The organism is Klebsiella sp. JB_Kp004 (assembly GCF_040065795.1).
Lineage (GTDB): Bacteria > Pseudomonadota > Gammaproteobacteria > Enterobacterales > Enterobacteriaceae > Klebsiella > Klebsiella quasipneumoniae.
This window is the reverse complement of record NZ_JBEAKW010000038.1, coordinates 38,420-62,557: the sequence shown is the minus strand read 5'-3', so window position 1 is coordinate 62,557 and position 24,138 is coordinate 38,420. Positions and strand designations below refer to the sequence as shown.

Here is a 24,138-nt window from a genome sequence, read left to right as displayed (position 1 = left end):
AGTTGGATATGCAATTACGTAAACTGGCCACGGCAATGCTGGTAATGGGAATGACCGCTGGTCTGGCGCAGGCGGAAGATGCTGCCCCGGCGGCTGGCCAGAGCACTCTGGATAAGATCGCGAAAAATGGCGTTATCGTTGTCGGCCATCGCGAATCTTCCGTCCCTTTCTCTTATTACGATAACCAACAGAAGGTTGTAGGTTACTCTCAGGACTACTCCAACGCCATCGTCGATGCCATCAAGAAGAAGCTGAACAAACCCGATCTGCAGGTCAAACTGATCCCGGTTACCTCGCAGAATCGTATCCCGCTGCTGCAGAATGGCACCTTTGATTTCGAGTGCGGCTCAACCACCAACAACCTCGAGCGCCAGAAACAGGCGGCCTTCTCCGATACTATCTTCGTCGTCGGCACTCGTCTGCTGGTGAAGAAAGGCGGCCCGATCAAAGATTTCCCGGACCTGAAGGATAAAGCGGTCGTTGTCACCTCCGGGACCACCTCAGAGATCCTGCTGCATAAGCTGAACGATGAGAAAAAAATGAATATGCGCATCATCAGCGCCAAAGATCATGGCGACTCTTTCCGCACCCTGGAGAGCGGACGCGCGGTGGCCTTTATGATGGATGACGCTCTGCTGGCCGGCGAACGCGCCAAGGCGAAGAAACCGGATAACTGGGAAATCGTCGGCACCGCGCAGTCGAAAGAAGCCTATGGCTGCATGCTGCGTAAGGACGATCCGGCCTTCAAGGCGCTGGTCGATGAAACCGTTGCCCAGGCCCAGACCTCTGGCGAAGCGGCGAAGTGGTTCGATAAATGGTTCAAAAACCCGATTCCGCCAAAAAATCTTAACCTGAACTTCGAGCTGTCGGACGACATGAAAGCGCTGTTCAAATCACCTAATGACAAAGCACTGAACTAATTATAACAACCAGGGGCGGGATATCCTGCCCTCCCGATGATTGTCACAGCACGGACAGACTATACGGCGGCTGGTCGTTCCCCAGCCGCCGCGAATACCGAAACAAGCTGGACAACCGTCTTCGAGGGTAGCAATGGCTACCCTTTTTTTTCCAGGAGTCATGTATGTCAATAGACTGGAACTGGGGGATATTCCTGCAACAGGCCCCCTTCGGCAACACTACCTACCTGGGCTGGCTGTGGAGCGGTTTTCAGATCACCGTCGCCCTCTCCATCTCGGCCTGGATCATCGCTTTCCTCGTCGGCTCGCTGTTCGGTATTTTGCGCACGGTGCCCAATCGTCTGCTCTCAGGGATTGGCACCTGCTATGTCGAACTGTTTCGCAACGTGCCGCTGATCGTGCAGTTCTTTACCTGGTACCTGGTGGTGCCGGAATTCCTGCCGGAAAATATCGGCATGTGGTTTAAATCGGAGCTGGACCCAAACATTCAGTTCTTTGTCTCCTCGATGCTGTGCCTGGGGCTGTTTACCGCCGCTCGCGTCTGCGAGCAGGTACGCGCCGCTATCCAGTCGCTGCCGCGCGGGCAAAAGAACGCCGGTCTGGCGATGGGGTTGACCCTGCCGCAAACCTACCGCTACGTGCTGCTGCCGAACGCCTATCGCGTTATCGTGCCGCCGATGACCTCGGAGATGATGAACCTGGTGAAAAACTCGGCCATCGCCTCCACCATCGGTCTGGCCGATATGGCCGCGCAGGCGGGCAAACTGCTGGACTACTCCGCTCATGCCTGGGAGTCTTTTACCGCCATCACCCTGGCCTATGTTTTCATCAACGCGGTGATTATGCTGATTATGTATGTGGTCGAGCGTAAGGTTCGCCTGCCTGGCAATATGGGAGGCAAATAATGTACGATTTTGACTGGAGTTCGATCGTTCCCTCCATGCCCTACCTGCTGGCGGGGCTGGTGATCACCCTGAAGATCACAGTGATCGCCATCGTGGTCGGTATCGTCTGGGGCACCCTGCTGGCGGTAATGCGCCTGTCCAGCTTTCTGCCGCTGGCCTGGTTTGCTAAATCCTACGTTAACGTGTTCCGTTCCATCCCGCTGGTGATGGTTCTGCTGTGGTTCTACCTGATTGTCCCGGGCTTCCTGCAGAACGTGCTGGGACTATCGCCGAAAACGGATATTCGCCTGATCTCGGCGATGGTGGCGTTTTCGATGTTCGAAGCCGCCTACTACTCGGAGATTATCCGCGCCGGCATCCAGAGCATCTCCCGCGGCCAGTCGAGCGCCGCGCTGGCGCTGGGAATGACCCACTGGCAGTCGATGCGGCTGGTGATCCTGCCGCAGGCCTTCCGCGCCATGGTGCCGCTGCTGTTAACCCAGGGGATCGTCCTCTTCCAGGATACCTCGCTGGTGTATGTATTGAGCCTCGCCGACTTCTTCCGTACCGCCTCGACGATTGGCGAGCGTGACGGGACCCAGGTCGAAATGATCCTGTTCGCGGGCGGCGTCTATTTTGTGATTAGCCTCAGCGCCTCGCTGTTGGTCAGCTGGTTGAAGAAAAGGACTGTGTAATGATTACCCTGAAAAATGTTTCAAAATGGTATGGTCACTTTCAGGTGCTGACCGATTGCTCCACGGAAGTGAAAAAAGGCGAAGTCGTGGTGGTCTGCGGGCCGTCAGGCTCCGGTAAATCCACACTGATTAAAACCGTGAACGGCCTTGAGCCGGTGCAGCAGGGGCAGATTATCGTCGATGGCACCGTGGTTAACGATAAAAAGACCAATCTTGCCAAACTGCGCTCGCACGTCGGAATGGTGTTTCAGCATTTTGAACTGTTCCCGCACCTGTCGATTATCGACAACCTGACGCTGGCGCAGGTAAAGGTGCTCAATCGTGACAAAGCGTCATCGCGCAAGAAGGGGCTCAAACTGCTGGAGCGCGTGGGCCTGGCGGCGCATGCGGACAAATACCCGGCGCAGCTCTCCGGCGGCCAGCAGCAGCGCGTGGCCATCGCCCGTGCGCTGTGCATGGACCCGATCGCCATGCTGTTTGATGAACCTACCTCCGCGCTCGACCCGGAGATGATCAACGAGGTACTGGACGTCATGGTGGAACTGGCCAACGAAGGGATGACCATGATGGTGGTTACCCACGAAATGGGCTTCGCCCGCAAGGTGGCCAACCGGGTGATCTTTATGGATGAAGGAAAGATTGTCGAAGACGCCGATAAAGAAGCGTTCTTCGCTAACCCACAATCCGATCGCGCCAAAGACTTCCTCGCCAAAATTCTGCACTAACTTCTGCGGCGCGCACGATATCACCGTGCGCGCCTGTCAGCCCCTCCCCTTTGCAATCGCTTCATCTCAAAGCGACAGCTTCACAACGTGAAGTAAAAATTTCACAAAGAATTCAGGGGTCGTTAGATAGATTAACCGCCACGTCATCGTTAGCATACGGCATCTTGTAATAATCCCCGTGAGTTTAAATTTCTTGAAAATAATATTTCAATTGACTTGCTATATCTCGCGCAGGCTATTTCATGCCGCGCATAACCATTAATTATAATCTAACTGAATGAAACAAACGGATATTGCTTCATGTGGACTAATACCAACAGACTGGCCATTATTTTGTGTTTAAATTTGCTCACCTGCTTTACCTCCTGGGCGGGTATTGAGTCCGCCACGGTAAACCAGGTAGAACAGGATAAAGCCCGTGAAAGCGCATTAATGCCCCATCAGCAGCAATACCAATCTTCTCGCACCTATGCGAAAACGCAAACCTTGATATTTCCCGAAGAAGCGACCTGTCGGTACATCACGAAAGTTGATATTGCCTCCGAGGACAATGCAAAAACCACCGCCCTCCTCGGGAAGATCGCTGCCCAGGCGCCCGGCCATTGCCTCGGAATAGAAGGGATTCGCCTGCTGACGACCGCCCTACAAAATGAACTGATAACGCAAGGGTATATTACTTCCCTGATCGATATCCCTTCTCAGTCACTAGAAGGGGGCATTCTCAAAATAACGCTGACTTATGGCAAAACGGGGCATATTGATTTTGCGCCGAATAGTGCCGTGACGAACCTGTGGACCTCCATGCCCACCCATACCGGTAAAATCCTGCGCCTCAGCGATCTTGAACAAGGGATGGCTAACCTGCAGCGCCTGCCTGGCGCCAGCGCCCATATGAAGCTGCGGCCCGGGGAACATATTGGCGAAAGTGATATTGAAATCGCCCGGGTAATGGATAAACAGTGGCAGGTTGGCGCCTGGCTTGATGACGCAGGCAGCCGCGCCAGCGGTCGCTATCAGGGCGGCGGCGCGCTATACCTTTACGATTTATCCTCATTGAACGATATTCTTTCCATCTCGGCAGGCGGCGACGTTGAATTCAACCAGCACAACGATGGCAACCATAACGGCAACCTTTACTACTCCGTGCCTTTTGGTTATTGGTCATTGAGCCTGTACGGCTCCTACAGCCAGTACCGCCAGCAGTTTAAAGGAAGATGGTCAAGCATCGACTATAAAAGTAAAAACCGTTATTACAGCGCGACCGTTAGCCGCCTGCTTTCGCATACCCGACAACAAAAAACGACCGCCGATCTGCGCATAGCGAAGAGCAGTTCGCACTATTTCTTTGGCGGCGATGAGCTGTATGTGATGCGTAAACAAAATCCGGTCTGGGAATTTACCGTGCGCCATCAGCACTATTTCAACAGGAAAATTATCGACGCCAGCCTGGGCGTTCAGCGCAGCCTGCCGTGGCTGAGCTCCGTCCCCACCCCCGAGGAAAAAGGCGGTTTATATAGCCATCAATCGCGCATTGTTCACGCCGATATACAGGCCTTGGTGCAGTTTGCCGCAACCGGCGATAAGTTTAACTGGATGCCGCGTTTCCATGCCCAGTTCAGCCCGGATATATTATCTTCGGACAACCAGTTTAATATCGGCAATCGCTGGACGGTTCGCGGCTTTGACGGTGAAAATACGCTTTCGGCCAATCAGGGCTGGTACTGGCGCAATGATTTTAGCTGGAATATTCCCACCCCCGACCGGCAGGTATATCTTGGCTTTGACTTCGGCAGGATCATTGGTACCGAGCGCGCCCGGCAGGGAAAAAGCCTTTCAGGCGCGGTCGGCGGTATTCGCGGAGAAATAGCGTCTACGCAATATGACTTTTTTATCGGCACGCCTGTCAGTAAACCTGATGACTTTCATAGCGATGCCATGAATATGGGTTTTTCATTACAGTGGAGGTATTAGTTTTCATCAGCACATTACTGCAATTTACTGATTCATTTTTTCATATTTAAAGGAATAAATTACATGTTTAAATTTAAGGTTTCATATGTTGCGCTGGCTGCAGCGCTAAGTTCATCCGTTGTTTATGCCGATCCGTCAAGCTATACGCATAGGTCAGGGGTAAATGTTATTGATATCGAAGCGCCTAATGCCGCAGGCGTCTCGCATAACTTATATCGCGAATTCAACGTCGGTCCTAACGGCACTATTTTAAACAACAGCGCCAGCGACGTGAACCATAGCACTCACGGTAACATCGCAAAAAATAACAACCTCACCAACGGCAGCGCTTCCGTGATTTTAAATGAAGTGACCTCGAATAAAATGAGTAACCTGCAGGGCTTTATCGAAGTCAACGGGCAAAAAGCCGATGTCGTTATCGCTAACCCCAACGGCATCACCTGCTCCGGGTGCAGCTTTATCAACACCAACAAAGCGGTACTCACCACGGGTCAGGTCAACCTGAGCGATACCGGCGCAATTGAGAGCTACACGGTCACGCAAGGGAAAATCACCATCGGTGATAAAGGTATGAATGCCTCAACTAACTATGCCGCCCTGCTTGCGGATGCCATTGCGATTAACGGCACCGTGGCCGCCGCCAATGCTACATTAGGCGCGGGTAACTTCACGTTTGACAACAACACCGGGAAAATAGCTTCCCTGGGGAAAACGGCGACGGTTAAGCAGATGCTTACACCGGAATACAGCATTGATATCAGTAAACTGGGCGGAATTAAGGCCAATAGTATTAGTATGGTGGGTAATACTTTAGGTCTTGGCGTGCGAAATAAAGGTACCATTACGACAAATACCGCGCTCGCCATGACCAGCTTTGGTTCTCTGGTTAATGAAGGGGCTATCAACGGGAACGGCATTATGGCGTCTATGATATCAGTCGGCGACATGAAAAATACGGGTTCGATCAATAGCAAAGCCTACGCTACACAGCTAAATAGCATGGGCGCGTTGACCAATGAAGGCACTATTGCCAGCAGCCAGACGCTAGCTATTGGCTCGACGGGTAACCTTGTTAATACAGGCAACATTAGCGGAACTGAAGCATTATCCGTGGCCAGCACAGGCAATATCACCACCCGCTATGGCTCATATATCGGCTCCGAAGGCCAGTTAGATGTGTCCGCCAAAAATATCGATAACGGAGGTTCAATCCGGGGCAATGCCACGAACATTTCCTTCAGCGGCGATAGCCTCAACGTTACCGGAAATATTTTGGGCTACTCCAACCTCAACGTGAAATCTGTAAAGGATGACAAAATCAATACGGGGAAAATATATAACTCAGGGCGAATTTCCGGCAATGACGTAACGATTACCACTAACGGAAAATTGGAGCAGGAAGGTAACCTTGTTGGCAGTAATTCGCTTACGATTAAAAGTGATGTCATATACAACGCTTATTATATTTACGGTGGTTCGCTGAATATCGAGAGTAACTACCTACGCAACAGGGCCACAATAGATGGGAACAATACCAGCATCAGCGCAAACAACGGTATTCTTAATGATGGTCTGCTTTATGCGAACAATGATATGACGCTGTATACACGAAATAGTGCAGACATCACTAACCGCTACCAAATTAAAGCTAATGGCACCTTGACAATGACTACCAGGAATGTCAAAAATGGCGGCTACCGCTGCGGCTTTTTGAACCTGGAAACCTGCGGTAAAGGTTCTATTTCCGCTAACAAACTGGTCCTCAATTCTTATCATAACTACGCCTCTGACATGGGCGGGAAACAGCAGTATAAATATGCTGAAATAAATACTATTCGCTAAAAATAAGCGATGCGCTGGTGACAGCGCATCGCCAATGATTAACCACTACTGACAACGCCTTGCATCAGGCGGAGCCCACCCACCTTTAGCAAGCGATCGCCAGCATCTTATTGCAAATTAATTTTGCCAAGAGAATATGCCATGATACCTGCGATGTGCTGCATGTCATGCTTCAGGATAAGTCGTAACTTAGTGAAAAAAGAATAAGTATCAAGCCAGAAGAGATAAAAAGGACGAACAGCATATTTTTAAAATGCAAGCCAATATATAACTTATATTGTCCAATAAATTTATCATTAATTATTTTTACACCGGCCCGGCGCAATCATTCAGCACCGGGCCCGATCGATCAGGGCTCAAACGGGCGACGCTGGAACTGATCGTGGCCGCACTTCGGACAGCGCGGTAGCACATCCGGGGTATACACCGCCAGGTGATAGTGACACTTCTCACACACCAGGTTACCTAAACCGACCACTTCGCCGCTGTGGTATACGCCGTGGTGATTCAGATCCTGAAAAACCTCCCGCCACTCAAGCTGGGTTTTGTCAGTGATATCGGCCAGCTCCTGCCACAGGCTCTCTTTGATCACCCGCATAAACACGCTGTCGCTCTCGTCTTCATGACTCTCTTCGTAGCTGCGGGCAAACTCCTCAAGATCGCGCTTGACCGCGGCTATCACCGACTCAATCTCGCTCTGCGTCAGATCGCCGGCGCGGACAATTTTATCGCGTGCCTGCGTCACCAGCGCGTCAATATCGCGCTCTCCATGGCGGAGCCGTTCGCTGAGCGAGGAGACCAGTTCACGGTAATATTGAGCAACCTTGTTCATCATTTCGCCTCCGGTGTGGTTAACGTCTTCTGATAATAGACCTTATTCCTCTCCCGCTGTGTCTGACAAGCCACAGACTTGCGAAATAATCTGCCCAGCTTTTGCCGATGTTGATGTGCGAAAAGCTGTTTTGACGTTGGCGTTTGGGCTATGCTATGCCGATCTGAAATAACACATCCATTGGCTACATTTTGTAGCTGTATTGAAAACAGGACCACTGGCTGCCATGCAAGAGCAATACCGCCCGGAAGAGATAGAATCGAAAGTCCAGCTTCACTGGGACGAAAATCGTACATTTGAAGTAACTGAAGACGAGAGCAAAGAGAAGTATTACTGCCTGTCGATGCTTCCTTATCCTTCTGGTCGACTACACATGGGTCACGTGCGTAACTACACCATCGGCGACGTGATTGCCCGCTATCAGCGTATGCTGGGTAAAAACGTCCTGCAGCCAATTGGCTGGGATGCGTTCGGTCTGCCTGCGGAAGGCGCGGCGGTAAAAAACAACACCGCGCCAGCGCCGTGGACCTACGACAACATCGCCTACATGAAAAACCAGCTCAAAATGCTGGGCTTCGGCTATGACTGGAGCCGCGAGCTGGCGACCTGCACTCCGGAATACTACCGCTGGGAGCAGAAGTTCTTCACCGAGCTGTACAAAAAAGGCCTGGTGTACAAAAAAACCTCCGCGGTGAACTGGTGCCCGAACGACCAGACCGTACTGGCCAACGAGCAGGTTATCGACGGCTGCTGCTGGCGCTGCGACACCAAAGTCGAGCGTAAAGAGATCCCGCAGTGGTTTATTAAAATCACCGCCTACGCCGATGAGCTGTTGAACGATCTGGATAAGCTGGACCACTGGCCGGACACCGTGAAGACCATGCAGCGCAACTGGATCGGCCGTTCTGAAGGGGTGGAAATCTCCTTTGACGTTAACCATTACGCCGACAAGCTGACCGTCTACACCACTCGCCCGGACACCTTTATGGGCTGTACCTACCTGGCGGTCGCTGCGGGTCACCCGCTGGCGCAGCAGGCTGCGGCCAACAATCCGGCACTGGCCACCTTTATCGACGAATGCCGCAACACCAAAGTGGCGGAAGCCGACATGGCGACGATGGAGAAAAAAGGCGTCGATACCGGCTTTAAAGCTATCCACCCGCTGACCGGCGAAGAAATTCCGGTATGGGCGGCTAACTTCGTGCTGATGGAGTACGGCACCGGCGCGGTGATGGCCGTTCCGGGTCACGACCAGCGCGACTACGAGTTCGCCAGCAAATACGGGCTGAACATCAAGCCGGTGATCCTCGCCTCCGACGGTTCTGAGCCAGATCTCTCGGAGCAGGCGCTGACCGAGAAAGGCGTCCTGTTTAACTCCGGCGAGTTCAGCGGCCTCGATTATGAAGCGGGCTTCAACGCCATTGCCGACAAACTGGCAGCCATGGGCGTCGGCGAGCGTAAAATTAACTACCGCCTGCGCGACTGGGGCGTCTCCCGTCAGCGCTACTGGGGCGCGCCGATCCCGATGGTCACCCTGGAAGACGGCACCGTGCTGCCGACCCCGGAAGATCAACTGCCGGTGATCCTGCCGGAAGACGTGGTCATGGACGGCATCACCAGCCCGATCAAAGCCGATCCTGAATGGGCCAAGACCACGGTTAACGGCCAGCCGGCGCTGCGCGAAACCGACACCTTTGACACCTTTATGGAATCCTCCTGGTACTATGCGCGCTACACCTGCCCGCAGTATCAGGAAGGGATGCTGGATTCGCAAGCGGCCAACTACTGGCTGCCGGTCGATATCTACATCGGCGGTATCGAACACGCGATCATGCACCTGCTCTACTTCCGCTTCTTCCACAAACTGATGCGCGACGCGGGCATGGTCAACTCCGATGAGCCGGCGAAACAGCTGCTGTGCCAGGGCATGGTGCTGGCTGACGCTTTCTACTACGTAGGCGAAAACGGCGAACGTAACTGGGTCTCCCCGGTTGACGCCATCGTCGAACGTGACGAAAAAGGCCGTATAGTGAAAGCGAAAGACGCGGCGGGCCACGAGCTGGTGTACACCGGCATGAGCAAGATGTCCAAGTCGAAAAACAACGGCATCGACCCGCAGGTCATGGTTGAGCGCTACGGCGCGGATACCGTGCGTCTGTTCATGATGTTCGCCTCCCCGGCGGATATGACCCTCGAGTGGCAGGAATCTGGCGTCGAAGGGGCGAACCGCTTCCTGAAACGCGTCTGGAAGCTGGTCTACGAACACACCACCAAAGGGGACGTTGCGGCCCTGAACGTGGCGGCGCTGAGTGAAGATCAGAAAGCGCTGCGTCGCGATATCCACAAAACCATCGCCAAAGTGACCGATGACATCGGTCGTCGTCAGACCTTCAACACCGCCATCGCGGCGATCATGGAGCTGATGAACAAGCTGGCGAAAGCGCCGCAGGAAGATGAGCAGGATCGCGCTCTGATGCAGGAAGCCCTGCTGGCGGTCGTGCGTATGCTCAACCCGTTCACCCCGCACGCCAGCTTCACCCTGTGGCGTGAGCTGAACGGTGAAGGCGATATCGACAACGCGCCGTGGCCGGTGGCAGATGAAAGCGCGATGGTGGAAGACAGCACCCTCGTCGTCGTCCAGGTCAACGGCAAAGTTCGTGGTAAAATTACCGTTGCGGTAGACGCAACTGAAGAGCAGGTCCGCGAGCGCGCCGGCCAGGAGCATCTGGTGGCGAAGTATCTCGACGGCAAAACCGTGCGTAAAGTGATTTACGTTCCGGGTAAACTGCTCAATCTGGTCGTTGGCTAAGCGCGGGAGGAAGCGTGCGATATCTGGTAACAATGTTGTTATCTCTGGCGGTGCTTGCCACCGCCGGCTGTGGCTGGCATCTGCGTAGCACTACCAAGGTGCCCACCACCATGAAAACCATGATCTTCCAGTCGAGCGATCCGAACGGGCCGTTAAGCCGCGCGGTGCGTAATCAGCTGCGTCTTAACGGCGTGGAACTGATCGACGCCAGCACGCTGCGTAAAGATGTCCCTTCTCTGCGCCTCGATGGATCGTCGATTCAGAAAGATACGGCATCGGTGTTCCAGGACGGTCGTACGGCGGAATATCAGATGGTCATGACCGTTCATGCCAGCGTCCTGATCCCGGGTCACGATATCTATCCGATAACCACCAAGGTCTATCGTTCGTTCTTTGATAACCCGCAGGCGGCGCTAGCCAAAGACGCCGAGCAGGATATGATTATCCAGGAAATGTACGATAAAGCGGCGGAACAGCTGATTCGTAAACTGCCAAGCGTTCAGGTAGCGGATGTTGAAGCCACCCAGCAGGAAGAAAAACCGGTCGCGGGCAGCACCGCGCCGGCGTCCTCGGGTAACCGCGTCTCCACCACGCTGGGTCAATGATGATTCGGTTGTACCCGGAACAGCTCCGCGCGCAGCTCACTGAAGGGCTGCGCGCGGCCTATCTGCTGCTTGGCAACGATCCTCTGCTGTTGCAGGAAAGCCAGGACGCTATTCGCGAAGCCGCTGCCGCGCAGGGCTTTACCGAACACCACACCTTCACTATCGATAACAGCACCGACTGGCAGGCGCTTTTCGCCTTAAGCCAGGCGATGAGCCTGTTTGCCAGCCGGCAAACCCTGCTGTTGATCCTGCCGGAAAACGGCCCCAACGCGGCGATCAACGAACAGCTGGCGACGCTGGTCGGTCTGCTGCACGACGACCTGCTGCTGATCGTTCGCGGCAGTAAGTTGACCAAAGCCCAGGAGAATGCCGCGTGGCTCACCGCGCTGGCTCAGCGCGCCGTCCAGGTCAGCTGCCAGACGCCGGAATACGCGCAGCTGCCGCGCTGGCTGGCCGCGCGGGCCAAACAGCATCAGCTGCAGCTCGACGACGCGGCCAGCCAGCTGCTGTGCTACTGTTACGAAGGCAATCTGCTGGCGCTGGCGCAGGCGCTGGAGCGTCTGGCGCTGCTCTGGCCGGACGGTAAGCTGACCCTGCCCCGCGTTGAGCAGGCGGTGAACGATGCCGCGCACTTTACCCCTTACCATTGGGTCGATGCCCTGCTGGCAGGCAAAAGTAAGCGCGTGCTGCACGTTCTGCAGCAGCTCCGTCTTGAAGGCTGCGAGCCGGCGATCCTGCTGCGTACGCTACAGCGGGAGCTGCTGCTGCTGGTCACCCTCAAGCGCCAGTCGGCACAGACGCCGCTGCGTTCGCTGTTTGATAAACATCGGGTCTGGCAAAACCGCCGTCAGCTGCTCAGCGACGCCCTCGCCCGACTCAGCGGCGAACAGCTGCGCCAGGCGGTGACCCTTCTGACCCGCGCGGAACTGACCTTTAAACAGGATTACGGGTACGACGTCTGGCCCGAACTGGAAAGTCTTTCGTTGTTGCTCTGCCACAAAGCCCTGGCGGACGTTTTTATTGATGGTTGATATGACTCACTTACAGGCAATCTATGGCGGCACCTTCGATCCGGTGCATTATGGTCACCTCAAGCCGGTCGAGATCCTGGCGAATCAGATTGGCCTGAGCAAGGTCATCATCATGCCTAATAACGTCCCGCCGCATCGTCCCCAGCCGGAAGCCACCAGCGCCCAGCGCGTGCACATGCTGAAGCTGGCGATTGCCGATAAGCCGCTGTTCACGCTCGATGAACGCGAACTGCGGCGCGATACCCCCTCCTGGACGGCGCAAACGCTGCAGGAGTGGCGCCAGGAGCAGGGGCCGCACAAGCCGCTGGCGTTTATCATTGGCCAGGATTCGCTGCTCACCTTTCCCACCTGGCATAACTATGAAACCATCCTCGACAATGTCCACCTGATTGTCTGCCGCCGGCCGGGTTACCCGCTGACCATGGCCCATGAGGCCGATCAGCGCTGGCTGGATCGCCATTTAACCCACGACGTGGAGTCTTTGCATCACCGCCCTTCCGGCGTGATCTACCTGGCTGAGACCCCGTGGTTCGATATTTCGGCGACGATCATTCGCCAGCGCCTTGAGCGCGGCGAGTCCTGCGCCGAGATGCTGCCGGCCGCGGTGCTGGACTACATCCGCGAGCAGGGTCTCTATTGCTGACCCCGGGCTGGGCCTGGCGCGAAAAAAGCGCTATCGTAACGCCACCTCTCCATCGCCTGTCAGAGCCTGTTCATGAAATTGTGGTTAGTACGCCATGGCGAAACCGAAGCCAACGTTGCCGGGTTATATAGCGGCCACGCCCCCACGCCTCTGACGCCGCGCGGCGTCGCTCAGGCGCGAGCGCTCGGTGAACGACTGCGCGCGGTGCCTTTCGATAAAGTCTTCTGCAGCGAGCTGGCGCGGACCGGGACAACGGCCGATCTGCTGCTTGGCGATCGCGCTATCCCGCGCGAATGCCATGCCGCGCTCAATGAGATGTTTTTCGGCGACTGGGAGATGCGCCATCATCGCGACCTCCAGCGAGAAGATGCGGAAAACTATGCCGCATGGTGCGCTGACTGGCAGCACGCGGCCCCGACCAACGGCGAAAGCTTTCAGCGTTTTGCCCGCCGCGTCAGCGAGTTTACCCCCACGCTGACCGACTGCCGCCATCTTGACCACCTGCTGATCGTCGGCCATCAGGGCGTCCTGAGCCTGCTGATCGCCCTGCTGTTGCAGATGCCCGCCGCGGCGATGTGGCACTTTCCGATAGCCCATGGCGCCTGGAGTCTCCTCGACATTCGCGACGATTTCACCACCCTGCGGGTATTAAATAGCCAGGCCGTCTGGCAGCCGCAAGAAGAATTCCCGCCGAACCATTGACAGGCCAGAGCAGGCTGCTATTCTCCGCTGCCAGGCAGCATCCGCCAAAGCAGGTTTGCAGAAATTGTTTTACAAAAATGGCGATGCAATCCTCGGCGAGGGATGGGATGATACTCCGCCGCGAACGCCTGCCGACAGACATTTCACCCGACTTTTTCATTAGTTCAGGTATACTGTCAGGCTCTTTATGATTATCAATCTTCACGCACCCAGGGGGAACACTTGCAGGGTAAAGCACTCCAGGATTTTGTTATCGACAAAATTGATGACCTGAAAGGTCAGGACATCGTTGCCATTGATGTACATGGCAAATCCAGCATCACCGATTGCATGATTATCTGCACCGGCACCTCCACGCGTCATGTGATGTCCATCGCCGACCACGTGGTCCAGGAATCCCGCGCCGCCGGCTTGCTGCCGCTGGGCGTTGAAGGGGAAGCCGCCGCCGACTGGATCGTCGTCGACCTCGGCGACGTGATGGTTCACGTCATGCAGGAAGAGAGCCGTCGTCTGTACGAGCTGGAAAAACTCTGGAGTTAATGCGTGAAGTTGCAGCTGGTGGCCGTTGGCACCAAAATGCCGGACTGGGTACAGACCGGCTTTAGCGAGTATCTGCGCCGTTTTCCCAAAGATATGCCGTTCGAACTGGTGGAGATCCCCGCCGGTAAGCGCGGCAAGAACGCTGATATCAAGCGCATCCTCGAAAAAGAGGGCGAGATGATGTTAGCCGCTGCCGGTAAAAACCGCATCGTGACCCTGGATATTCCGGGTAAACCATGGGATACGCCGCAGCTGGCGCGCGAACTGGAACGCTGGAAACAGGACGGGCGCGACGTCAGTTTGCTGGTCGGCGGCCCGGAAGGCCTCTCTCCAGCCTGTAAAGCAGCGGCGGAACAGAGTTGGTCGCTCTCCACCCTCACCTTACCTCACCCGCTGGTGCGCGTACTGGTGGCCGAGAGCCTGTATCGGGCGTGGAGCATTACCACCAACCATCCGTACCACCGTGAGTAATGATGATCAGGGTAGACTGAGCAGCGAATGAAATTACAGAATTCTTTCCGCGACTATACGGCTGAATCCTCGCTGTTCGTGCGCCGGGCGCTGGTCGCTTTTTTGGGGATTTTGCTGCTTACCGGCGTTCTGATCGCCAACCTGTACAATGTGCAAATCGTTCGCTTCGACGACTATCAGACGCGCTCGAACGAAAACCGCATCAAGCTGGTCCCGATCCCGCCGAGCCGCGGCATTATTTACGATCGCAACGGCACCCCGCTGGCGCTTAACCGCACCATTTATCAGCTGGAGATGATGCCGGAGAAAGTCGATAACGTGCAACAGACGCTGGATGCGCTACGCGACGTCGTCGATTTAACCGACGATGATATCGCCGGTTTCAAAAAGGAGCGCGCCCGCTCCCATCGCTTTACCTCGATTCCGGTCAAGGTCAACCTCAGCGAAGTGCAGGTGGCCCGCTTTGCCGTCAACCAGTACCGTTTTCCCGGCGTGGAAGTCAAAGGCTACAAGCGCCGTTACTACCCCTATAACTCGGCGCTGACGCACGTCATCGGCTACGTGTCGAAAATTAACGATAAAGACGTCGACCGCCTCGATAAAGAGGGCAAACTGGCCAACTACGCCTCGACCCATGACATCGGTAAGCTGGGTATTGAGCGTTATTACGAGGACGTCCTGCACGGTCAGACCGGCTACGAAGAGGTTGAAGTGAACAACCGCGGCCGCGTTATTCGTCAGCTCAAAGAGGTGCCTCCGCAGGCCGGACGCGACATCTATCTCACCCTCGACCTCAAGCTACAGCAGTATATCGAAACGCTGCTGGCCGGCAGCCGCGCCGCGGTGGTGGTCACCGACCCGCGTACCGGCGCCATTCTGGCGCTGGTTTCGACGCCGAGCTACGACCCGAACCTGTTCGTCGACGGCATCTCCAGCAAAGATTACTCCGGCCTGCTCAACGATCCCAACACGCCGCTGGTCAACCGTGCGACGCAAGGGGTCTATCCGCCGGCATCGACGGTCAAACCGTACGTCGCCGTCTCGGCGCTGAGCGCCGGGGTGATCACGCGCAATACCAGCCTGTTCGACCCGGGCTGGTGGCAGCTGCCCGGCTCGGAAAAACGCTATCGTGACTGGAAAAAATGGGGCCACGGCCACCTGAACGTCACCAAAGCGCTGGAGGAGTCAGCGGATACCTATTTCTATCAGGTCGCCTATGACATGGGCATCGATCGCCTCTCGGAGTGGATGAGCAAGTTCGGCTACGGCCACTATACCGGTATCGACCTCGCCGAAGAGCGCTCGGGCAACATGCCTACCCGCGAATGGAAGCTCAAACGCTTTAAGAAACCCTGGTACCAGGGGGACACCATTCCGGTGGGCATCGGCCAGGGTTACTGGACCGCCACGCCGATCCAGATGAACAAAGCGCTGATGATCCTGATTAACGACGGGGTGGTGAAAGTACCGCACCTGCTGCAAAGCACCGTGGAAGACGGCAAGCCCGTTCCGTGGGTCCAGCCTCATGAGCCGCCGGTAGGCGACATCCATTCCGGCTACTGGGAAATCGCCAAAGACGGCATGTTCGGCGTGGCCAACCGCGGCAACGGCACCGCGCACAAATATTTCGCCAGCGCGCCGTATAAAATCGCGGCCAAGTCCGGTACCGCCCAGGTGTTCGGCCTGAAGGCCAACGAAACCTATAACGCGCACCGAATCTCTGAGCGTCTGCGTGACCATAAACTGATGACGGCGTTTGCGCCTTATAACAACCCGCAGGTTGCCGTGGCGATGATTCTGGAAAACGGCGGTGCCGGCCCGGCGGTCGGTACGATTATGCGCCAAATCCTCGATCACATCATGCTGGGCGATAACAACACCACGCTGCCAAGCGAAAACCCGGCGGTAACCGCAGGGGAGGATCAATAATGACGGATAATCCGAACAAAAAATCGCTGTGGGATAAGATCCATCTTGACCCCACTATGGTGCTGATCCTGCTGGCGCTGCTGACCTACAGCGCGCTGGTTATCTGGAGCGCCAGCGGTCAGGACGTCGGCATGATGGAGCGTAAAATCGGCCAGATCGCCATGGGCGTGGTGATCATGATCGTCATGGCGCAGATCCCGCCGCGGGTCTATGAGGGCTGGGCGCCCTACCTCTATATTTTCTGTATTATTCTGCTGGTGGCCGTCGACGCCTTCGGCGCCATCTCCAAAGGGGCGCAGCGCTGGCTGGATCTCGGTATCGTCCGCTTTCAGCCGTCGGAGATTGCAAAAATCGCCGTGCCGCTGATGGTGGCGCGCTTTATTAACCGCGACGTCTGCCCGCCTTCGCTGAAGAATACCGGTATTGCCCTGGTGCTGATCTTCCTGCCGACGCTGCTGGTGGCGGCGCAGCCTGACCTCGGGACCTCGATTCTGATCGCCCTCTCCGGTCTGTTTGTGCTGTTCCTCTCCGGCCTCAGCTGGCGCCTGATCGGCATCGCGGTGGTGCTGGTCGCCGCCTTTATCCCGATTTTGTGGTTCTTCCTGATGCACGACTATCAGCGCCAGCGCGTGATGATGCTGCTCGATCCGGAAACCGACCCGCTGGGCGCGGGATATCACATTATTCAGTCTAAAATTGCCATTGGCTCCGGCGGTCTGCGCGGCAAAGGCTGGCTGCACGGCACCCAGTCGCAGCTGGAGTTTCTGCCGGAACGCCATACCGACTTTATCTTCGCCGTTCTCGCCGAAGAGCTGGGCCTGATTGGCGTACTGATCCTGCTGGCGCTCTATATTCTGCTGATCATGCGCGGACTGTGGATCGCCGCCCAGGCGCAAACCACCTTTGGCCGGGTAATGGCCGGTGGTTTAATGTTGATTTTATTCGTTTATGTCTTCGTAAATATTGGTATGGTGAGTGGTATTTTACCGGTGGTGGGCGTACCGTTGCCGCTGGTGAGCTACGGGGGCTCCGCCCTGATCGTATTGATGGCCGGGTTTGGTATCGTGATGTCGATCCATACCCACAGAAAAATGTTGTCGAAAAGCGTTTAAAGGGGTTCGCAATGCGTAAGCAATGGCTGGGGATCTGCATAGCAGCGGGGCTGCTGGCGGCATGTTCGAGTGATGACGTGCAACAAAAGACGGTCAGTACTCCACAGCCGGCCGTCTGTAATGGCCCGACGGTTGAGATCAGCGGCGCCGATCCGCAGTATGAAACGCCGAACGCGACGGCGAATCAGGATTATGAGCGCGATGGTAAGCGCTACAACATCGTCCAGGATCCGGCAAACTTTACTCAGGCCGGTTTCGCGGCGATCTATGACGCAGAACCCAACAGCAACCTGACCGCCAGCGGTGAAACCTTCGACCCGACGCAGTTGACCGCGGCGCACCCGACGCTGCCGATCCCGAGCTATGCGCGGATCACCAACCTCGCCAACGGGCGCATGATCGTCGTGCGGATTAACGATCGCGGTCCCTACGGCAACGATCGGGTTATCTCGCTCTCCCGCGCGTCCGCCGACCGCCTGAACACCTCGAATAACACCAAAGTGCGTATCGACCCGATCATCGTCGCGCCTGACGGTTCGCTTTCCGGCCCGGGAATGGCTTGTACCACCGTCGCCAAACAGACTTACGCCCTGCCCGCCCGTCCGAATCTGGACGGCGGTGACGCCGCTGGCATGAGCCAGCCCGCGCCCACTGACGTTCGCCCGATCAGCAACAGCACGCTGAAGCCGGAAGACAGCGTTGGCGCACCGGTGAACAGCGGCGGTTTCCTCGGCGCCCCGACGCCGCTGAACAGCGGCGTGCTGGAGAGCAGCGAACCCGCGGCCGCCGCCGCGACGGCACCTGCCGCCGGCGCCACGCCAGCAGCGCCGGTGACCGCGCCCGGCTCCATCCAGGGTAGCGTCGCGCCCGCAGCGGCCACCGCCGCAGCCGCCGGCGCCGTTGCCGCTTCGTCTTCCGCCACCTCCAGCGCCAGCGGTAGCTTTGTCGTGCAGGTGGGCGCAGTGAGCGACCAGGCGCGGGCGCAGCAGTATCAGCAGCGTCTGAGCCAGCAGTTCTCTGTGCCGGGCCGGGTCATGCAAAACGGCGCGGTGTGGCGTATTCAGCTGGGGCCGTTTGCCGACAAGGCGCAGGCCAGCGCCGTTCAGCAGCGCCTGCAAAGCGAAGCGCAGCTGCAGTCCTTTATTACTCGCGCCAACTAAAGGCCGCGGGCAGGCCGTTCACCTTGCGCATGTAAAAGTCATTAACAAACTCATGCGCAATGTCGGATGCTGGCCCGCAGAGCATTTGCTATAGTAAGGCACTTTTTTTAACTCCATCACGGATGCCGTTGTTCTGACCATGAAGACCTCTTTCACCGCTCGTTTACTCATCACGGCGCTCTCCGTTGCAGCGCTCTCCTCCGCTGCCCGCGCCGATGACCTGAATATCAAAACGATGATCCCAGGCGCCCCGCAGATTGACGCCGAATCCTGGATCCTTATCGATTACAACTCTGGCAAGGTGCTGGCTGAAAACAACGCCGACTCCCGCCGCGACCCGGCCAGTCTGACCAAAATGATGACCAGCTATGTTATCGGTCAGGCGATGAAAGCGGGCAAATTCAAAGAGTCCGATCTGGTCACCGTCGGCAACGACGCCTGGGCCACCGGCAACCCGGTATTCAAAGGCTCTTCCCTGATGTTCCTCAAGCCGGGGATGCAGGTGCCGGTTTCCCAGCTGATCCGCGGTATCAACCTGCAGTCCGGTAACGATGCCTGCGTGGCGATGGCCGACTATGTCGCCGGCAGCCAGGACGCCTTCGTCAGCCTGATGAACAACTACGTCAACGCCCTCGGCCTGAAAAACACCCATTTCCAGACTGTTCACGGCCTCGATGCTGACGGCCAGTTCAGCTCGGCGCGCGACATGGCGCTGATTGGCCAGGCGCTGATCCGCGACGTGCCGAACGAGTACTCCATCTATCGTGAGAAAGAGTTCACTTTCAACGGGATCCGCCAGCTGAACCGTAATGGCCTGCTGTGGGATAACAGCCTGAACGTCGACGGCATCAAAACCGGCCACACCGACAAAGCGGGCTACAACCTTGTCGCTTCCGCCACCGAAGGGCAGATGCGTCTGATCTCGGCGGTAATGGGCGGCCGGACGTTCAAAGGGCGTGAGTCGGAAAGCAAAAAACTGCTGACCTGGGGCTTCCGCTTCTTCGAAACCGTCAACCCAATTAAAGCCGGCAAAGAGTTTGCATCCGAACCGGCCTGGTTCGGCGACAGCGATCGCGCTTCGCTGGGGGTGGATAAAGACGTCTACCTGACCATCCCGCGCGGCCGGATGAAAGATCTGAAAGCCAGCTACGTGCTGAATAACACTGAGCTGCACGCCCCGCTGCAGAAAAACCAGGTCGTCGGCACCATTAACTTCCAGCTGGATGGTAAAACCATTGACCAGCGCCCGCTGGTGGTGCTGCAGGAAATTCCGGAAGGTAATTTCTTCGGTAAAATTATTGATTACATTAAATTAATGTTCCACCACTGGTTTGGTTAAAAATCGAACACTTGAAAGTGTGATTTCCATCCCCATATACTATTCATCCAAGTAACCTGATAACTCCCACCCTTGGTGGGAGTTATTATTTTGTCGTAACACCGGAGCTGACATGAAAACCAAACTTAACGAACTGCTTGAATTCCCTACGCCATTTACTTACAAAGTAATGGGGCAGGCGTTGCCTGAGCTGGTTGATCAGGTGGTGGAAGTGGTACAGCGCCATGCGCCTGGTGATTACTCGCCGTCAGTAAAACCGAGCAGCAAAGGTAACTACCACTCGGTCTCCATCACCATCAACGCCACTCACATTGAACAAGTGGAAACGCTGTACGAAGAGTTAGGCAATATCGATATCGTTCGGATGGTGCTGTAACCTTTTCCCTGACCCGGCCGCCGTGCCGGGTCTTCTCATTCCCTCCCGCACGGCTGTGATATACTCCCCGACCTGAATTCTCTCTTCCCGGCGGAGATGTTGTTTTGCAGCACAATAAAATTCTAATCCGGCAGCTTGGCCTGCAACCTTACGAACCCGTCTCGCAGGCGATGCATGAATTTACCGACGCCCGTGCTGAAGATACCCTCGATGAGATCTGGCTGGTGGAACATCACCCGGTCTTCACCCAGGGTCAGGCCGGCAAAGCGGAACACCTGCTGGTGCCCGGTGATATTCCGGTGATCCAGAGCGATCGCGGCGGCCAGGTAACCTATCACGGCCCGGGACAGCAGGTAATGTACGTCCTGTTGAACCTCAAGCGCCGCAAGCTGGGCGTGCGTGAACTGGTGACGCTGCTGGAGCAAACGGTCGTCAATACCCTTGCCGAATACGGTATTGAGTCGCACCCACGCGCCGACGCCCCTGGCGTCTACGTCGGCGATCGCAAAATATGCTCTCTGGGGCTGCGGATCCGCAAAGGCTGCTCTTTCCACGGCCTGGCGCTCAATATCGCGATGGATCTGACGCCGTTTCTGCGTATCAACCCCTGTGGCTATGCCGGTATGGAGATGACGCAAATTCGCCAGTGGCAGCCGGAAGCCACTCCGGAGACGGTCGCTCCGCGGCTGGTAGCCCATCTGCTGGCGCTGCTGAACAATCCCCCGCACGAATACCTTCCTCAGGGTTAAGGGCAGACCAGCGCCCCGCTGACGGCGGGGTGCTGAACGAGTAACACATTATTTTTGCAATCAATTGTCACGCACGGCAACGCGGTGGGCCGCTATACTTGGCCTATCATTCCCAACCGGACTCATCGCGTGCCAGAGAATACGCCGCCGTCAGAATCTCCTGACCGACAGGACGAACGTTACGACCGTCAGATGTTTCGCATCCTGCGTAATATTGACCTCAATCTGTTGACCATCTTCGAAGCCGTGTACGTACACAAAGGTATCGTCAATGCCGCGAAGATACTCAATATCACGCCGTCGGCCATTAGCCAGTCAATAAACAAACTGCGGGCGCTGTTCCCCGATCCGCTGTTTATCCGTAAAGGCCAGGGCGTAACGCCCACCGCCTATGCCACCCATCTTCACCAGTACATCAGCCGCGGTATGGAGGCTTTCCTCAGCGCGCTGGATATCACCGGCAGCCCGCATCAGCAGCGGGTGATCACTATCGCCACCACGCCAGCCATGGGGGCGCTGCTGATGCCTGGCCTGGCCAGCGCGCTGAAGCCGGTCTTTCCGCAGATCCTGCTGCACAACATCGCCCTCACCGACGCCGCGCGGCAGCTCGACCAGCGCCAGGTGGATTTGTTGATTGATACCCATCTGCACAGCGGCCAGGCGATAAGCCATCACGTGCTGTATCAGGAACGGGTGCAGATGTACTGCCGCGCTGGGCATCCCGCGCTGGACGGTCCGCAGGATGAAACTACCCTCGCGAAGTATGAATTTGCGCTGCTGCTGCCGGAAGGCCAGCGCTACCCTACGCTGCACCGTCGGCTGCAGGAGGAGATGGGCGAACGCCGCTGCGGTTTCAGCACCTTCAACCTGCTAACCCAGGCGGCAATGATCGCCGAGAGCGACATGCTGGGGCTGACCACCGAGCGCCTGTTCGCCATGGTATCCCGTCTCTGGCCGCTGCAGACCCTGGACTTCCCCTCCCTGAGGGAAGAGCAGATTGATGTTGCGCTGCACTTCAATAAGCAGAGCGGGAAAGAGCCATTGCTGAAAGAGATCATTGAGACCGTGATCCAGACGTTCAAGGCGTAGCGCACGGAAGGGAAAAAGGATAAAACAACAACTATTTTACAATTTGCCGGGCAGGCAGGCTGCTTTCTGCCCCTTTTCAATGGTATACTGCCTGCTCTTGATTCAAAAATAGTTGATAATTGCAACATTTCATTGAATTAATTCGCTTTCCTTCGTGACTCGCAACTGGAACACGCACGCTATGAGTAAACCCATTGTGATGGAACGCGGTGTTAAGTACCGCGACGCCGATAAAATGGCCCTTATCCCGGTGAAGAACGTGGCAACTGAGCGTGAAGCTCTGCTCAGAAAACCGGAATGGATGAAAATCAAACTTCCGGCAGACTCGTCCCGTATCCAGGGAATCAAAGCAGCGATGCGTAAGAACGGCCTGCACTCCGTGTGCGAAGAGGCCTCCTGCCCGAACCTTGCAGAGTGCTTCAACCACGGTACCGCGACCTTTATGATCCTCGGCGCGATCTGTACCCGCCGTTGCCCATTCTGCGACGTGGCGCATGGCCGCCCGATCGCGCCAGATGCGAACGAGCCACAGAAGCTGGCGCAAACTATCGCCGATATGGGGCTACGCTACGTGGTGGTCACTTCGGTGGACCGTGACGACCTGCGCGATGGCGGCGCACAGCATTTTGCCGACTGCATCAGCGCCATTCGCGAGAAAAACCCGACGATTAAAATCGAAACGCTGGTCCCGGATTTCCGCGGCCGCATGGATCGCGCCCTGGATATTCTGACGGTGACCCCGCCGGACGTCTTCAACCACAACCTCGAAAACGTACCGCGCCTCTATCGTCAGGTGCGTCCGGGCGCGGATTACAACTGGTCGCTGAAGCTGCTTGAGCGTTTTAAAGAAGCGCACCCGGAGATCCCGACAAAATCCGGCCTGATGGTGGGCCTGGGCGAAACCAACGACGAGATCATCGAAGTCATGCGCGACCTGCGCCGTCATGGCGTCACCATGCTGACGTTAGGCCAGTATCTGCAGCCGAGCCGTCACCACCTGCCAGTGCAGCGTTACGTGAGCCCGGAAGAGTTTGAAGAGATGAAAGCGGAAGCCATGGCGATGGGCTTCACCCACGCCGCCTGCGGCCCCTTCGTTCGCTCTTCCTATCACGCCGACCTGCAGGCTAAAGGGATGGAAGTTAAATAACCTGCCGCTTCTCCCGCTGCGTCACGTCCTGGCGCAGCGGCGCTCTCCGCTTCATTCGCTTCGCCTTCCCGTAACAGTTAGTTGCATCTTTCCTGCACGGCGTCGACAAAAACGACAAAGGCCGCAACGTCAAACGTCGCGGCCTCTTCGCCGTACCACCCGCATCCCGCCAGGGGACGCAGCCGGAGAATTACTCTTTATGAGAGAGCTTCTGCGCCGGTGCTTCGTCTTCAGCGGTGGTTTTTTTCGCGCTATCGTCATCTTCGTTCATGGCTTTTTTAAAGCCCTTGATAGCCGACCCCAGGTCGCCGCCCAGCGTACGTAATTTCTTGGTACCAAACACTAAGATAATCAGTGCTGCGACTACCAGCAGTTTGGTAATACTAATCTCACCCATAGCTAACCTTCTTCTCTATACAAGCTGCGAATAAGCCATCATACACGCATTTATCCGTCATATCGTAATCCACCTGTGCGTGGGCTGCGTGAATCAGCCCGAGGCCTCCCCTCCGGGAGTGAGCGCTGGGGTGTCCGTCCTGACGTGCACAGCGAATTATTGGGATAAAC

At 56.3% G+C, this 24,138-nt stretch carries 23 protein-coding genes; 21 read left to right on the top strand and 2 right to left on the bottom strand.

Going from position 1 to position 24,138, the window contains the following annotated elements:
• The first annotated feature begins 8 nt into the window (after window positions 1-8).
• The 6 genes from ABLX76_RS16790 (at window position 9) to ABLX76_RS16765 (ending at window position 7,037) form a co-directional block, all read left to right on the top strand.
• The gene (locus ABLX76_RS16790) at window positions 9-920 is read left to right on the top strand and encodes an amino acid ABC transporter substrate-binding protein (RefSeq protein WP_023288842.1); all 912 of its coding nucleotides are present in this window, start codon (window positions 9-11) and stop codon (window positions 918-920) included.
• Window positions 921-1,084: 164 nt separating this feature from the next.
• Complete coding sequence (locus tag ABLX76_RS16785) at window positions 1,085-1,825, top strand: amino acid ABC transporter permease (RefSeq protein WP_032455129.1); 741 nt, start codon at window positions 1,085-1,087, stop codon at window positions 1,823-1,825.
• Window positions 1,825-2,499, top strand: coding sequence for a glutamate/aspartate ABC transporter permease GltK (gene gltK / locus ABLX76_RS16780; RefSeq protein ID WP_002894707.1), 675 nt, complete (start codon window positions 1,825-1,827; stop codon window positions 2,497-2,499). The genes ABLX76_RS16785 and gltK overlap by 1 nt, the downstream gene beginning before the upstream one ends.
• Window positions 2,499-3,224: an amino acid ABC transporter ATP-binding protein gene (locus ABLX76_RS16775; RefSeq protein WP_348874921.1), complete on the top strand. Its 726-nt coding sequence runs from the start codon at window positions 2,499-2,501 to the stop codon at window positions 3,222-3,224. The genes gltK and ABLX76_RS16775 overlap by 1 nt, the downstream gene beginning before the upstream one ends.
• 300 nt (window positions 3,225-3,524) lie before the next feature.
• Window positions 3,525-5,195: a ShlB/FhaC/HecB family hemolysin secretion/activation protein gene (locus ABLX76_RS16770; RefSeq protein ID WP_087849766.1), complete on the top strand. Its 1,671-nt coding sequence runs from the start codon at window positions 3,525-3,527 to the stop codon at window positions 5,193-5,195.
• Window positions 5,196-5,258: 63 nt separating this feature from the next.
• Window positions 5,259-7,037: a filamentous hemagglutinin N-terminal domain-containing protein gene (locus ABLX76_RS16765; RefSeq protein WP_086075255.1), complete on the top strand. Its 1,779-nt coding sequence runs from the start codon at window positions 5,259-5,261 to the stop codon at window positions 7,035-7,037.
• Between the two features lie 349 nt (window positions 7,038-7,386).
• On the opposite strand, the gene ABLX76_RS16760 is transcribed toward ABLX76_RS16765, so the two are convergent.
• The gene (locus tag ABLX76_RS16760) at window positions 7,387-7,869 is read right to left on the bottom strand and encodes a zinc ribbon-containing protein (protein WP_025999140.1); all 483 of its coding nucleotides are present in this window, start codon (window positions 7,867-7,869) and stop codon (window positions 7,387-7,389) included.
• A gap of 226 nt (window positions 7,870-8,095) precedes the next feature.
• Here ABLX76_RS16760 and leuS point away from each other — a divergent pair, with 226 nt between their 5' ends.
• From leuS to lipA, 15 genes are all read left to right on the top strand, one after another.
• The gene (gene leuS / locus ABLX76_RS16755; RefSeq protein ID WP_023288838.1) at window positions 8,096-10,678 is read left to right on the top strand and encodes a leucine--tRNA ligase; all 2,583 of its coding nucleotides are present in this window, start codon (window positions 8,096-8,098) and stop codon (window positions 10,676-10,678) included.
• A 14-nt stretch (window positions 10,679-10,692) separates the two neighbouring features.
• On the top strand, window positions 10,693-11,283 hold the full coding sequence (lptE, locus tag ABLX76_RS16750) for an LPS assembly lipoprotein LptE (protein WP_004885890.1): 591 nt from the start codon (window positions 10,693-10,695) through the stop codon (window positions 11,281-11,283).
• On the top strand, window positions 11,283-12,314 hold the full coding sequence (gene holA / locus ABLX76_RS16745) for a DNA polymerase III subunit delta (protein ID WP_048297049.1): 1,032 nt from the start codon (window positions 11,283-11,285) through the stop codon (window positions 12,312-12,314). Before lptE ends, holA begins: the two co-directional genes overlap by 1 nt.
• The gene (gene nadD / locus ABLX76_RS16740) at window positions 12,307-12,957 is read left to right on the top strand and encodes a nicotinate-nucleotide adenylyltransferase (RefSeq protein ID WP_032455122.1); all 651 of its coding nucleotides are present in this window, start codon (window positions 12,307-12,309) and stop codon (window positions 12,955-12,957) included. Before holA ends, nadD begins: the two co-directional genes overlap by 8 nt.
• Window positions 12,958-13,029: 72 nt before the next feature.
• Window positions 13,030-13,659: an adenosylcobalamin/alpha-ribazole phosphatase gene (locus ABLX76_RS16735; RefSeq protein WP_072421312.1), complete on the top strand. Its 630-nt coding sequence runs from the start codon at window positions 13,030-13,032 to the stop codon at window positions 13,657-13,659.
• A 222-nt stretch (window positions 13,660-13,881) separates the two neighbouring features.
• Window positions 13,882-14,199 carry a ribosome silencing factor gene (gene rsfS, locus ABLX76_RS16730; protein WP_023288834.1) on the top strand — a complete coding sequence of 106 codons (318 nt, stop codon included), beginning with the start codon at window positions 13,882-13,884 and terminating at the stop codon, window positions 14,197-14,199.
• A gap of 3 nt (window positions 14,200-14,202) precedes the next feature.
• On the top strand, window positions 14,203-14,670 hold the full coding sequence (rlmH, locus tag ABLX76_RS16725) for a 23S rRNA (pseudouridine(1915)-N(3))-methyltransferase RlmH (protein ID WP_002894620.1): 468 nt from the start codon (window positions 14,203-14,205) through the stop codon (window positions 14,668-14,670).
• A 27-nt stretch (window positions 14,671-14,697) separates the two neighbouring features.
• Window positions 14,698-16,599, top strand: a complete 1,902-nt coding sequence (gene mrdA / locus ABLX76_RS16720) for a peptidoglycan DD-transpeptidase MrdA (RefSeq protein WP_023288833.1) — start codon at window positions 14,698-14,700, stop codon at window positions 16,597-16,599.
• Window positions 16,599-17,711 carry a peptidoglycan glycosyltransferase MrdB gene (gene mrdB, locus ABLX76_RS16715; RefSeq protein ID WP_004885876.1) on the top strand — a complete coding sequence of 371 codons (1,113 nt, stop codon included), beginning with the start codon at window positions 16,599-16,601 and terminating at the stop codon, window positions 17,709-17,711. The genes mrdA and mrdB overlap by 1 nt, the downstream gene beginning before the upstream one ends.
• A gap of 11 nt (window positions 17,712-17,722) precedes the next feature.
• A complete protein-coding gene (rlpA, locus tag ABLX76_RS16710; protein ID WP_023288832.1) occupies window positions 17,723-18,871 on the top strand; it encodes an endolytic peptidoglycan transglycosylase RlpA in 1,149 nt (382 codons plus the stop codon).
• Between the two features lie 139 nt (window positions 18,872-19,010).
• A complete protein-coding gene (gene dacA, locus ABLX76_RS16705) occupies window positions 19,011-20,210 on the top strand; it encodes a D-alanyl-D-alanine carboxypeptidase DacA (RefSeq protein ID WP_023288831.1) in 1,200 nt (399 codons plus the stop codon).
• Between the two features lie 112 nt (window positions 20,211-20,322).
• Window positions 20,323-20,586, top strand: a complete 264-nt coding sequence (gene ybeD / locus ABLX76_RS16700; protein ID WP_002894474.1) for a DUF493 family protein YbeD — start codon at window positions 20,323-20,325, stop codon at window positions 20,584-20,586.
• Between the two features lie 104 nt (window positions 20,587-20,690).
• A complete protein-coding gene (gene lipB, locus ABLX76_RS16695; protein WP_348874916.1) occupies window positions 20,691-21,335 on the top strand; it encodes a lipoyl(octanoyl) transferase LipB in 645 nt (214 codons plus the stop codon).
• Window positions 21,336-21,464: 129 nt separating this feature from the next.
• Window positions 21,465-22,424 carry a YbeF family transcriptional regulator gene (locus tag ABLX76_RS16690; protein WP_101977980.1) on the top strand — a complete coding sequence of 320 codons (960 nt, stop codon included), beginning with the start codon at window positions 21,465-21,467 and terminating at the stop codon, window positions 22,422-22,424.
• Between the two features lie 181 nt (window positions 22,425-22,605).
• Window positions 22,606-23,571 (top strand): lipoyl synthase, encoded by a 966-nt coding sequence (gene lipA / locus ABLX76_RS16685; RefSeq protein WP_065882536.1) that lies wholly within the window; start codon window positions 22,606-22,608, stop codon window positions 23,569-23,571.
• Window positions 23,572-23,761: 190 nt separating this feature from the next.
• Here lipA and tatE read toward each other — a convergent pair whose 3' ends face one another.
• A complete protein-coding gene (gene tatE / locus ABLX76_RS16680) occupies window positions 23,762-23,968 on the bottom strand; it encodes a twin-arginine translocase subunit TatE (protein WP_023288827.1) in 207 nt (68 codons plus the stop codon).
• Window positions 23,969-24,138: the final 170 nt, after the last annotated feature.